General features: G+C 70.2%; 8 protein-coding genes. 2 read left to right on the forward strand and 6 right to left on the reverse strand.

Annotated features, from left to right (window positions below):
• Positions 1–83: 83 nt before the first annotated feature.
• The 6 genes from serA to ACZ6KY_RS27790 form a co-directional block, all read right to left on the reverse strand.
• A complete protein-coding gene (serA, locus tag ACZ6KY_RS27765; protein WP_469312992.1) occupies positions 84–1673 on the reverse strand; it encodes a phosphoglycerate dehydrogenase in 1590 nt (529 codons plus the stop codon).
• A 309-nt stretch (positions 1674–1982) separates the two neighbouring features.
• Entirely contained in the window at positions 1983–2984 is a 1002-nt protein-coding gene (gene ilvC / locus ACZ6KY_RS27770; protein WP_469312993.1) for a ketol-acid reductoisomerase, read from the reverse strand.
• A gap of 135 nt (positions 2985–3119) precedes the next feature.
• Positions 3120–3647 (reverse strand): acetolactate synthase small subunit, encoded by a 528-nt coding sequence (ilvN, locus tag ACZ6KY_RS27775; protein WP_469312994.1) that lies wholly within the window; start codon positions 3645–3647, stop codon positions 3120–3122.
• A gap of 20 nt (positions 3648–3667) precedes the next feature.
• Positions 3668–5524, reverse strand: coding sequence for an acetolactate synthase large subunit (locus tag ACZ6KY_RS27780; RefSeq protein ID WP_469312995.1), 1857 nt, complete (start codon positions 5522–5524; stop codon positions 3668–3670).
• 227 nt (positions 5525–5751) lie between these two features.
• Positions 5752–9081: an EAL domain-containing protein gene (locus ACZ6KY_RS27785; RefSeq protein ID WP_469312996.1), complete on the reverse strand. Its 3330-nt coding sequence runs from the start codon at positions 9079–9081 to the stop codon at positions 5752–5754.
• A gap of 218 nt (positions 9082–9299) precedes the next feature.
• Positions 9300–10241 carry a 2-hydroxyacid dehydrogenase gene (locus tag ACZ6KY_RS27790; protein ID WP_469312997.1) on the reverse strand — a complete coding sequence of 314 codons (942 nt, stop codon included), beginning with the start codon at positions 10239–10241 and terminating at the stop codon, positions 9300–9302.
• A gap of 76 nt (positions 10242–10317) precedes the next feature.
• Here ACZ6KY_RS27790 and ACZ6KY_RS27795 point away from each other — a divergent pair, with 76 nt between their 5' ends.
• The gene (locus tag ACZ6KY_RS27795) at positions 10318–11325 is read left to right on the forward strand and encodes an aldo/keto reductase (protein WP_469312998.1); all 1008 of its coding nucleotides are present in this window, start codon (positions 10318–10320) and stop codon (positions 11323–11325) included.
• Between the two features lie 100 nt (positions 11326–11425).
• A complete protein-coding gene (locus tag ACZ6KY_RS27800) occupies positions 11426–12601 on the forward strand; it encodes a PQQ-dependent sugar dehydrogenase (RefSeq protein ID WP_469313081.1) in 1176 nt (391 codons plus the stop codon).
• Positions 12602–12633: the final 32 nt, after the last annotated feature.

Genomic DNA, 12633 nt, shown 5'->3' on the forward strand with positions numbered 1-12633 from the left:
CCCGCAGCAGGACGCGCGAGGGCCGGGACACCCTCGGGTGTCCCGGCCCTGTGCTCAGGTGACGGAAGCGTCGCGAACGGACCTCAGACGAGGTTGACCGACCGCGCCGACGTCGCGCCGATCTCCTCGGAGAGCTCGGTGAGGACGCTCTGCGGCACCGTGTCGTCGACGGTGAGGACCGCGAGGGCCTCGCCACCGACGGCCGCGCGGGCGACCTGCATGCCGGCGATGTTGATGCCGGACTCGCCGAGGATGCGGCCGACGGTGCCGACGACACCGGGACGGTCCTCGTAGCTCAGCACGACCATGTGGTCGGCGAGCGCGAGGTCCACGTCGTACTCGCCGACGGCGACGATCTTCTGGAGGTGCTTCGGGCCGGCCAGCGTGCCGGAGACCGCGACCTCCTGGCCGTCGCTGAGCGTGCCGCGCACGGTGACGACGTTGCGGTGGTCGGGGGACTCCGAGCTCGTGGTCAGCCGGACCTCGACGCCGCGCTCCTGCGCGAACAGCGGGGCGTTGACGTACGACACGGTCTCGTCGACGACGTCCTCGAACACGCCCTTGAGCGCGGAGAGTTCGAGCACCTTGACGTCGTGCTGGGTGATCTCGCCGTACACCTCGACGTCGAGGCGGACCGCGACCTCGCCCGCGAGGGCGGTGAAGATGCGGCCGAGCTTCTCGGCGAGCGGCAGACCGGGCTTGACGTCCTCGGCGATGACGCCGCCCTGGACGTTGACCGCGTCCGGGACGAGTTCACCGGCGAGGGCGAGGCGCACCGAGCGGGCGACGGAGATACCGGCCTTCTCCTGGGCCTCGTCCGTGGAGGCGCCGAGGTGCGGGGTGCAGACGACCTCGTCGAGCTCGAACAGCGGGGAGTCCGTGCAGGGCTCCTTCGCGTACACGTCGAGGCCGGCGCCGGCGACGCGGCCCTCCTTGAGCGCCGAGTACAGCGCCTCCTCGTCGACGATCCCGCCGCGCGCGGCGTTGACGATGCGCACCGTCGGCTTGACCTTGTGCAGCGCCTCGTCACCGATGAGACCGAGGGTCTCGGGGGTCTTGGGCAGGTGCACGGTGATGAAGTCCGAGACCTCGAGCAGCTCGTCGAGGGTGAGGATCTTCACGCCCATCTGCGCGGCCCGCGCGGGCTGGATGTAGGGGTCGTAGGCGACGACCTTCATGCCGAACGCGGACATGCGCTGCGCGACGAGCGCGCCGATACGGCCGAGGCCGACGACACCGAGGGTCTTCTCGGCGAGTTCGACACCGGTGTACTTGCTGCGCTTCCACTCGCCGTTCTTCAGGGCCGTGTTGGCCTGCGGGATGTGGCGCGCGGTGGCGAGGAGGAGGCCGCAGGCCAGCTCGGCCGCGGTCACGATGTTCGAGGTGGGGGCGTTGACGACCATCACGCCGGCCTTGGTGGCGGCGGAGACGTCGACGTTGTCCAGACCGACGCCGGCTCGTGCGACGACCTTCAGCTTCTTGGCGGCGGCGACGGCCTCCGCGTCGACCTTGGTGGCCGAGCGGATCAGGATGGCGTCGACGTCGGCGATGGCCGGCAGCAGCTCGGCGCGGTCCGCGCCGTTCACATGCCGGATCTCGAAGTCCGGGCCCAGTGCGTCTACGGTCGCGGGCGACAGCTCTTCAGCGATGAGTACGACAGGTTTCGAGCTCACGTGAGTCCTCACAAGTCCCATGCGGACGGCCGTCCCGACGGCCGCAGGCGGTGGAGGGTTGTAGCGGCCCCGGGGTGTGCCTGTACTTCTGGACGGGGTCGCTTGAGCCGCGTGGAAGACGCACGACGCTGTGGGCCTGACGCGTTGGTGATGTGCAGCAGTGTAGTGGCGCCGAACACGTCGTCCTGCGCCTCCCCGGAAGGATCACCCGTCCGTGGCTGGACGGGATGTCCAACACCGTGTCGACGGGTGTTACCCGGGGTTCGACGAAGGGGCCGGAGCATGCCGCCCCGGCCCCCGTCGCGAGGCTTACGCCTCGTCGTCGTTGACCCACGACATGAGCTTGCGCAGCTCCTTGCCGGTGGTCTCCAGGAGGTGGTTCTCGTCCTGGGTCTTGTACTCGTTGTACTTCTTCAGGCCCGAGTGGTACTCGTCCATCCAGTTACGGGCGAAGGTGCCGTCCTGGATCTCGGCGAGGATCTGCTTCATCTCGGCCTTGGTGGCGTCCGTGATGATGCGCGGGCCGGTGATGTAGTCGCCCCACTCGGCGGTCTCGGAGACCGACCAGCGCATCTTCTCCAGGCCGCCCTCGTACATGAGGTCGACGATGAGCTTCAGCTCGTGCAGGCACTCGAAGTACGCGATCTCCGGCTGGTAGCCGGCCTCGGTCAGCGTCTCGAAACCGGCCTTCACCAGCGCGGCGGTGCCACCGCAGAGGACGGCCTGCTCACCGAACAGGTCGGTCTCGGTCTCCTCGGTGAAGGTCGTCTTGATGACGCCGGCGCGGGTGCCGCCGATGGCCTTGGCGTACGAGAGGGTGAGCGCGAAGGCGTTGCCGGTCGCGTCCTGCTCGACGGCCGCGATACAGGGAACGCCGCGGCCCTCCTCGTACTGGCGGCGGACGAGGTGACCCGGGCCCTTGGGGGCGACCATGCAGACGTCGATGCCGGCCGGGGGCTTGATGAAGTCGAAGCGGATGTTCAGGCCGTGGCCGAAGAACAGCGCGTCGCCGTCGTCGAGGTTGTCCTTGATGGACTCCTCGTAGACCTGGGCCTGGATCGGGTCCGGCACCAGGATCATGATGACGTCGGCCTCGGCCGCGGCCTCCGACGGCGTCACCACGCGCAGGCCCTGCTCCTCGGCCTTCGCCTTGGACTTGGAGCCCTCGTGCAGACCGACGCGGACGTCGACACCCGAGTCGCGCAGCGACAGCGCGTGGGCGTGGCCCTGGCTGCCGTAGCCGATGACCGCGACCTTGCGGCCCTGGATGATGGACAGGTCGGCGTCGTCGTCGTAGAACAGCTCGGCCACTGGGGTTCTCCTTGTTTTCCGGTATTTCCGGTGTTGCGTCCCACCGTACGGCGGGCGGGGGAAGTGAAGTTCTCTGGTCTCGGTATACGGGCGGACCGGGTGTGCGGCCCGCCCGTGCACCGGCGTTTTCCTGACTTAGGCCGACCGGTCCAGTGCGCGCAGCGACCGGTCGGTGATCGAACGCGCCCCGCGTCCGATCGCGATCGTGCCGGACTGGACCAGCTCCTTGATGCCGTACGGCTCCAGCATCTTGAGCATGGCCTCCAGCTTGTCGGCGCCGCCCGTGGCCTCGATGGTGACGGCCTCCGGGGAGACGTCGACGGTCTTGGCACGGAACAGCGACACGATCTCGACGATCTGGGAGCGCGTCTCGTTGTCGGCGCGCACCTTCACCAGAACGAGTTCCCGCTGAACGGCGGAACCGGGCTCCAGCTCCACGATCTTCAGGACGTTGACGAGCTTGTTGAGCTGCTTGGTGACCTGTTCGAGCGGAAGTGCCTCGATCACGTTCACCACGATGGTGATGCGGGAGATCTCGGGGTGCTCGGTGACACCGACCGCGAGCGAGTCGATGTTGAAGCCGCGCCGGGAGAACAGGGCGGTGATCCGGGCGAGGACACCGGGCTTGTTCTCGACGAGGACGGAGAGGGTGTGCTTGCTCATGGGTCTGACTCGGCTCTCTCTCAGTCGTCTTCGTTGTCGCCGAAGTCGGGGCGGACGTCCCGGGCGAACATGACCTCGTCGTTGGAGGTGCCGGCGGCGACCATCGGCCACACCATCGCGTCCTCGTGGACGATGAAGTCGACCACGACCGGCCGGTCGTTGATCGAGTTCGCCTCCTCGATCACCTTGTCGAGGTCGTCCGGGGACTCGCAGCGGATGGCGTGGCAGCCCATCGCCTCCGACAGCTTGACGAAGTCGGGGACGCGGGTGCCGGCGCTCGGCTGCTTGCCGTCCGCGTCCGGACCGCTGTGCAGCACGGTGTTGGAGTAGCGCTGGTTGTAGAAGAGGGTCTGCCACTGGCGGACCATCCCGAGGGCGCCGTTGTTGATGATGGCGACCTTGATCGGGATGTTGTTCAGGGAGCAGGTGGTGAGTTCCTGATTGGTCATCTGGAAGCAGCCGTCGCCGTCGACCGCCCAGACCGTGCGGTCCGGCCGGCCCGCCTTGGCACCCATCGCGGCCGGGACCGCGTAGCCCATCGTTCCGGCGCCGCCGGAGTTCAGCCAGGTCGAGGGCTGCTCGTACTGGATGTAGTGCGCGGCCCACATCTGGTGCTGGCCGACGCCCGCCGCGAAGATCGTGCCCTCCGGGGCGAGCTGTCCGATGCGCTCGATGACCTGCTGCGGCGACAGTGAGCCGTTGTCGGGCTGCTCGTAGCCGAGCGGGTAGGTCTCGCGCCAGCGGTTGAGATCCTTCCACCAGGCGGTGTAGTCGCCGGTGGTGCCCTCGCTGTGCTCCTTCTGCACCGCCTGGACCAGGTCGGCGATGACCTCGCGGGCGTCTCCGACGATCGGCACGTCGGCGGCGCGGTTCTTGCCGATCTCCGCCGGGTCGATGTCGGCGTGGACGATCTTGGCGAAGGGGGCGAAGCTGTCCAGCTTGCCGGTGACGCGGTCGTCGAAGCGGGCTCCGAGGGCGACGATCAGGTCGGCCTTCTGCAGCGCGGTGACGGCGGTGACCGAACCGTGCATGCCCGGCATTCCCACGTGCAGCGGGTGGCTGTCGGGGAATGCGCCGAGCGCCATCAGGGTGGTGGTGACGGGCGCTCCGGTGAGTTCCGCGAGGACCTTCAGCTCGGCGGTGGCGTTCGCCTTGAGGACGCCGCCGCCGACGTACAGCACGGGCCGCTTGGCCTGGATGAGCAGCTTGGCGGCCTCGCGGATCTGCTTGGCGTGCGGCTTGGTCACCGGGCGGTAGCCGGGGAGGTCCATGGCGGGCGGCCACTGGAAGGTGGTGCGCGCCTGGAGGGCGTCCTTGGCGATGTCGACGAGGACCGGTCCCGGCCGGCCGGTGGAGGCGATGTGGAAGGCCTCCGCGATCGTCCGCGGGATGTCCTCGGCCTTGGTGACCAGGAAGTTGTGCTTGGTGACCGGCATGGTGATGCCGACGATGTCCGCCTCCTGGAAGGCGTCCGTGCCGATCGCCTTGGACGCGACCTGCCCGGTGATCGCCACGAGCGGCACCGAGTCCATGTGCGCGTCGGCGATCGGCGTGACCAGGTTGGTCGCGCCGGGGCCGCTGGTCGCCATGCAGACGCCGACCTTGCCGGTGGCCTGCGCGTATCCGGTGGCCGCGTGGCCCGCGCCCTGCTCATGGCGCACGAGCACGTGCCGCACCCGGCGGGAGTCCATCAGCGGGTCGTAGGCCGGGAGGATCGCACCGCCGGGGATGCCGAATACGGTCTCGGCCCCGACCTCCTCGAGCGAGCGGATGAGGGACTGCGCACCCGTGACGTGCTCGGGGGCGGACTGGTGTCCTCCGGAACGGGGCCGCGGCTGCGGATGGTGGGCCCCGGTGGCCTGCTCGGTCATCGGCATTCTCTTCTCGATGCTGAGGGTTTTTGCGTCTTTTGTGCGGTGTACGACTGATGCCTGTGCAACAAAAAACCCCTCGTGCCGTGAGGCAAGCGAGGGGAGCGCGCCGGGTGCGGTCGCTGGGTGTCCCGGACCTTTCCGGTGATCACCTAGCTTCAGCCGACGCGCTTTCCAAGTACGAGAATTCGGGTGCGCATGGCATTGACCCTCCCCCCGGCACGCACCGACTGTCAAGTGGGTGGGACGGGAGTCTCATTATGTGAGCGGAGGGCCGTTCCACCCCCCAGAACAACGGGCACTCCACTCGTATACACCCCGGCGCCGCCGCCCGCGAACACCGGCTCGGCCGGTCCGTTGGGCACCGGATAGTGGCCGGAGGAGAGCGCTCTGCGCAGCCGGTACTCGTCCAGCGGACCGGAGAACGCCATGCCCTGTCCATGGGTGCAGCCCATCGCGCGCAGGGCGACGACCTGTTCCGGAAGATCCACCCCGTCGGCCACGGACTGGAGCCCCAGATCGGTGGCGATCCGCAGCAGCCCACTGGTGATCTTGTGCAGCCGGGCGGACTCGACGACTCCCTCGACCAGACTCCTGTCGAGTCGCAGTACGTCGACGGGGAGCCGCCTCAGCGCCGTGATCGCCGCGTAGCCGCTGCCGAAGCCGTCCAGGGCGATCCGCACGCCAAGACGCCTGAGCGCGTTCAGCCGGCGCTCCAGCTCGTCCAGGGGGACCCGGGGATCGGTGTCGGACAGCTCGACGATCAGTCCGCCCGAGGCGAGCCCGTGCCGGGTGAGCAGGGACTCCACGGACCCCAGCGGCATCGAGCGGTCCAGCAGGCGCTTGGCGGTCATCCGGACCGCGACCGGCACCGCGACGCCCGCGGCGGTGCGCTCGGCGGCCTGCTCGACGGCCTCGTCGAGCATCCAGCGGCCGAGTTCGGCGGTCCTTTCGCTGTCCTCGGCGACCCGCAGGAACTCGGCGGGCGTGAAAAGCACCCCTTGGGAGGAACGCCAGCGCGCCTGTGCGGTGACCGACGCGATCCGGCCGTTCTCCAGCGACACCACGGGCTGGTGCAGCAGGGCGAACTCGCCGTCCTGGAGTGCGGAGCGCAGCCGGGTCGCCAGCTCCGCCTTGCGGACCACGTCCTGCTGCATCTGGGGCGCGTACAGCTCGACGCGGCCCTTTCCGGCCGCCTTCGCGCGGTACATCGCGAGGTCGGCGTTGCGCAGCAGCTCCCCGGCGCCCAGGCCGGGTTCGGCGAAGCCGACGCCGATGGACGCGGCGACCCGGACATCGTTGCCGTCGATACGGTAGGGCTGGGAGAGCCTGATCCGCAGACGGTCGGCGAGCTCCAGTATCTGCTGCTCACGGGCGGTGCGGTCGCGGCCTCCGTCACCGACGATGAGGGCCGCGAACTCGTCTCCGCCCAGCCGCGCGGCGGTGTCGCCGTGCCGGACGGAGTCCTGGAGTCTGCGGGCGGCCTGGACGAGCAGCTCGTCGCCGGCCTGGTGTCCGATCGTGTCGTTGACGGCCTTGAAGCCGTCGAGGTCGATGAAGAGGACGGCGGTGCCCCGGTCGGAGGACCGGCGCCCGGACAGGGCCTGCTGGACGCGCCGGGTGAACAGCGCGCGGTTGGGCAGGTCGGTGAGCGGGTCGTGCTCGGCGTTGTGCTGCAACTGCGCCTGGAGCCGCACGCGTTCGGTCACGTCACGGCTGTTGAAGATGAGGCCGCCGTGGTGCCGGTTGACGGTGGACTCCACGTTGAGCCAGCCGCCGTCGCCGGACCGGAACCGGCACTCGATACGGGTGGTGGGCTCCTCGGCATGGCTGGCCGCGAGGAAGCGCCGCACTTCGTGGACCACGCAGCCGAGGTCCTCGGGGTGGATGAGGGAGGCGAGCTCGGAGCCGACGAGTTCCTCGGCGTCGCGGCCGTAGACACCGGCGGCGGCCGGGCTGACGTATCTCAGGATGCCGTTCGGTGCGGCGATCATGATGACGTCGCTGGAGCCCTGCACCAGGGAGCGGAAGTGGTTCTCCTTCTGGGCCAGCTCCTGGGTGAGAGTGATGTTGTCGAGCAGCATGATGCCCTGGCGCACCACGAGCGCGAGCACGACGAGGCCGGCGGTGACGAGCACCACGCGGTCCACACTGCGTCCGTTCAGGATGTTGTAGAGGATCCCCAGCGTGCAGACGGCGGCGGCCAGATAGGGCGTCAGCGCGGCCAGCGATCCGGTGATCGGACGCGTCGCCGGGTAGCGGCCCTGTCCCGGGCCCTCGGGGTTCGGGTGCGCGGGTCCGCCCTGCTGCCGCTCGTACGGATGGTCCGGCTCCCCGTGCCGCCCCCGGTGTTCGCGGGACCCGGGGCCCTCCTGCGAGGCCGTCGGTGATCCGTACGGCGGGCGGGTCCCCTGGGATCCGCTCGGAGCGTGGCTTCCCGGGGGCCCGTGCTGGCCTTCCCTGCGCTGTCCCGGGATGCGCTCGTGCACCACGCGCGCGTGGTCCTCGGAGCCCCGTTCGTCCGGGCCGCGCCGGTCGGTCGGACCGCGCCGGCCCGGTCCGTGCTCGTCGGTGTCGTGCTCGTCGGCGTCGTTCCCGTGCCGGGTGACGACCCAGGGGGCGTACGCGAGGAGCAGTGAACCGGCGAACCAGCCCGCGTCGAGGAGCTGGCCCGAGTGGTAGCTGTTGTGCAGGAGGGGCGAGGTGAACAGGGCGTCGCACATCACGGTCAGCGCGAGCGCGCCGATCGCCGTGTTCACCGCCGACCTGTTCACCGACGAGCGCCTGAAGTGCAGCGCGAGAACCATGCTGACCAGCGCGATGTCCAGCAGCGGGTAGGCGAGCGACAGCGCGGTGTGCGCGACGCTCGGCCCGTCGAACTTCGCGGCCTGCGCGAGCGCCAGACTCCAGGACAGGGTGAGCAGTGATCCGCCGATCAGCCAGGCGTCCAGCGCGAGGCACACCCAGCCCGCCTTGGTGACGGGACGCTTGGCGAGCACCAGCAGTCCGACGATGGCGGGCGGCGCGAAGCAGAGGAAGAAGAGATCGGCGTAGCTCGGGGTGGGAACGGGGCGGTCGAGGACGACCTCGTACCACCCCCAGACCAGGTTCCCGAGCGAGGCCATCGCCGAGGAGAGCGCGAACAGCAGCCACGCGGGTCGAAAGCGGCTGCGGCGGCTGCGGGCGTAGAGGAAGCAGGAGACCGCCGCGGTGCCCGCCGCGACGCTCAGCCCGAAGTCGCCCATGACCAGCGCGAGACTCGTGGAGCCCCAGCCGAGCGCGGAACCGACGGCGTATCCCGCGCACACCAGGGCCAGCACGAGTTGCGAGAACAGGCCCGTCCCGCCGTCGAAGACCGTCCGACGGGTCAGCAGCGCTCCTGGGGAGCTCACCGGGCCCACCCGGTCCGTGCCCCGGGGTCCACCTGGCCCCGGTGCGCCGGGTGCGCATGCCTCCGGCGGCCTCCGTGCCTGCGGTGGTGATGGCCGCCGTGACCGCGGCTGTGCGTGGCCGCGCGCCAGGGTCGTCGGCGGCGGCCCCGCCGCGTCGGATCGTTGGTCCATAGGCCGTGCATCGCCCGTCGCCCCCCTCGCAGTCTCATGTCCGTCCCCGGCGCCGAACGGTGCGCGGCGCCGCCCCTGTCGGGACGATACACCAGTCTCGTCACTCAGGGACATAGTTCCTCTACGCTCCGTAACGACCAGGGACTATGCCGGCACTGCCCGCGTTCGGGGAACTGCGGAGGGTGCCCGAAGCGGACGGCGAGCGAACGGGGAGTTGCTCAGGTACCGGTCGTAAGGACCACGTTGCGCAGCGGCTCCCGGTTCACGAAGCGGGTCAGCTGATCCGCCAGCAGCCGCTTGGCGCGCGGCCAGAACGCCGAGGTGGGGCCGCCGACATGGGGGCTGATGAGAACGCCGGGCGCATGCCACAACGGGTGCCCCGGCGGCAGCGGTTCGGGTTCGGTGACGTCGAGGGCCGCGGTGATGCGCCCGCTCTCCAGCTCGGTGACCAGCGCCGAGGTGTCGACGACGGGGCCGCGGGCCATGTTCACCAGGAGCGCGCCGTCCTTCATCCGGGACAGGAAGTCGGCGTTCACCAGGCCGCGGGTGGCGTCCGTGAGGGGCGTGGACAGCACGACGATGTCGAATTCGGGGAGCAGGGAGGGCAGTTCGGCGAGGGGGCGCACGGGACCGCGCGCCGTGGCACGGGCGGAGCGTGCGACGCGCGCGACCCGCGCGAGCTCGAACGGCGTGAGCCTGTCCTCGATGGCGGCACCGATCGACCCGTACCCCACGATGAGGACGGACTTGTCGGCCAGCGAGGGACGGAAGCCCGAGCGCCACTCCTGTTTGTCCTGGCCCCGCACGAAGTCGGGGATGCCGCGCAGCGAGGCGAGGATCAGGGTGAGGGTGAGCTCCGCCGTGCTCGCCTCGTGCACCCCGCGGGCGTTGCACAACACCACGCCGGGAGGAAGGGACTTGAGGTTCGGCAGGACGTGGTCGACTCCGGCGGAGAGTGTCTGCACGACCCGGACCGACGTCATTTCGGACATCGGCCGCCGCGAGACGGCGGGCGGCTTCATGTAGGGCACGACGTAGAACGCGCAGTCGGCCGGATCCGCGGGAAACTCCTGGCCGCCGTCCCAGAAGCGGTAGTCGGGGCCCTCGGGGAGTCCGTCGATCTCGTCGGCGCGAAAGGGAAGCCAGACATCGGAAGTCATGGTCAGGAGGTTATGCCAGGCGCCCATGCGCGAAGAGGTTAGGTTGGGGGGCCAATTGAGGGAGGATCACGGCCAGGTGGAGCGCAGAACGATCGGGGCCGCGGCGCTCGACGTGGGGGCGGTAGGGCTCGGATGCATGCCGATGAGCTGGGCCTACACCGGGTCGCGACAGCGCGGCGAGGAGTCACTGCGCGCGGTGAACGCGGCGCTCGACCGGGGTTCGACGCTGCTCGACACGGCCGACATGTACGGCCCCTTCACCAATGAACTGCTCGTCGGGCGGGTGCTCAGGGAGCGGCGCTCCGAGGCCTTCGTGTCGACCAAGGTCGGTCTGCTGGTGGGCGATCAGCACCTCGTGGCCAACGGCCGCCCCGGCTACGTGAAGCGGGCGTGCGACGCGTCGCTGCGCCGGCTCCAGACGGACGTGATCGATCTCTATCAGCTGCACCGCGCGGACCCGGAAGTGCCGGTCGAGGAGACCTGGGGCGCGATGGCCGAGCTCGTCTCGGCCGGAAAGGTGCGCTCGCTCGGGCTGTGCGCGGTGGGTGCCAGGTCCGCCCGCCGGGCGGGGGCGCGGCTGCACGACGGAACGATCCGGCAGCTGGAGCGGGTGCAGCAGGTCTTCCCGGTGAGTGCCGTGCAGGCCGAGCTGTCGGTGTGGTCGACGGAGGCGCTGGACGCGCTGCTGCCGTGGTGTGCGGCGCGCGGGGTCGGGTTCCTCGCCGCGATGCCGCTCGGCAACGGCTTCCTGACCGGCACGCTGACGCCCGGCGAGGGCTTCGAGCCGGACGACCTGCGGGCCCGCCATCCCCGCTTCACCGCGGAGATGATGGCCGCGAACCAGCCCGTCGTCGTCGGCCTGAGGCGCGTCGCGCGACGGCACGGGGGCGGCGGCCCTCCCGTCACGCCCGCCCAGGTGGCGCTGGCGTGGGTCCTGGCGCAGGGGCCGCAGGTGGTCCCGGTGCCTGGGGCCAAGCGGGAGCGCTGGGTCACCGAGAACGCGGGGGCGGCCGGGCTGCGGCTGACGGCGGAGGATCTCGCCGAGGTGGCGGGGCTGCCGGGGGCGCTGGGATCCTGGGACTGAGCGGCGCTTCCGTATCCCCGGGCGGATTGCCCGTCCGTGATCGGGAACCCGTGGAACGCGAGCGGTGTATGAACAGGAGGACCGCCGCGTCGAAGGGACCCTGATGGTGCAAGTTCGAGCAGTGACAGTCGTGTTGGCCACGACCGCGCTTCTGGTGACGGCCGGCTGTTCCTCCGGCGGCGGAGGGGGCCCGGCCGGTCCGAGCACGCTTCCGGGCATCGGGAGTACGGCGCCGACGTCGTCGTCCGCACGGAGCGCCACCCCCGAGGAGACACCGCCCGCGAAGGGCTCGGTGAAGGTCCTGCGCACCGTCACCGAGGATCTCGACACTCCCTGGGGCCTCGCGCCACTGCCCGGGGGCGGTCTGCTGGTGTCCTCGCGGGACAAGGGGACGATCACCCGGATCGACGAGAAGACCGGCAAGAAGACACTGCTGGGCGAGGTGCCCGGAGTGGCCCCGGCCGGCGAGGGCGGCCTCCTGGGGATCGCGCTCTCCCCCGACTACGCCTCCGACCACATGATCTACGCCTACCTGACCACGGCCTCGGACAACCGCATCGTGCGCATGCTGTACGACGAGAAGAAGCCGTCCGACGAGCAGCTGGGCGCACCGGACACGATCTTCAAGGGCATCCCCAAGGGCGTGATCCACAACGGCGGCCGGATCGCGTTCGGTCCGGACAGGATGCTGTACGCGGGCACGGGCGAGACCGGTGACCGGGGCCTGGCCCAGGACAAGAAGTCGCTCGGCGGGAAGATCCTGCGCATGACGCCGGAGGGCGAGCCCGCGCCGGGCAATCCGTTCCCCGACTCGGTCGTGTACTCGTACGGGCACCGCAATGTGCAGGGCCTCGCCTGGGACGACAAACAGCGGCTGTGGGCCTCGGAGTTCGGCCAGGACACCTGGGACGAGCTGAACCAGATCAAGCCGGGCGACAACGACGGCTGGCCGGTGGTCGAAGGCATCGGCGACAACAGCGAGTACCAGAACCCGGTCGTCCAGTGGCACACCGACGAGGCCTCCCCGAGCGGGATCGCCTACGCCGGGGGGTCCATATGGATGGCGGCTCTGAAGGGCCAGCGCCTGTGGCGCATCCCGTTGAACGGCACCAAGGCGTCCGCGGCACCCGAGGCCTTCCTGAAGGGCACGTACGGCCGCCTCCGCACGGTGGTCTCCGCGGGCGGCGACAGACTCTGGCTGACCACGAGCGAGACCGACGGCCGCGGCACCCCCGTGAAGGGCGACGACCGGATCCTGGAGCTGCGGGTGAGGTAGGCCGGGAAGGGAGGGCTACGGGGCCGGGCCCG

This window comes from Streptomyces sp. NPDC042002, assembly GCF_055588305.1.

Bases quoted from the DNA above. Each gene is read 5' to 3' on its own strand.
- ilvN (WP_469312994.1), bottom strand. From the start codon at position 3,647: ATGAGCAAGCACACCCTCTCCGTCCTCGTCGAGAACAAGCCCGGTGTC.
- ACZ6KY_RS27780 (WP_469312995.1), bottom strand. From the start codon at position 5,524: ATGCCGATGACCGAGCAGGCCACCGGGGCCCACCATCCGCAGCCGCGG.
- ACZ6KY_RS27790 (WP_469312997.1), bottom strand. From the start codon at position 10,241: ATGACTTCCGATGTCTGGCTTCCCTTTCGCGCCGACGAGATCGACGGA.
- ACZ6KY_RS27785 (WP_469312996.1), bottom strand. From the start codon at position 9,081: ATGGACCAACGATCCGACGCGGCGGGGCCGCCGCCGACGACCCTGGCG.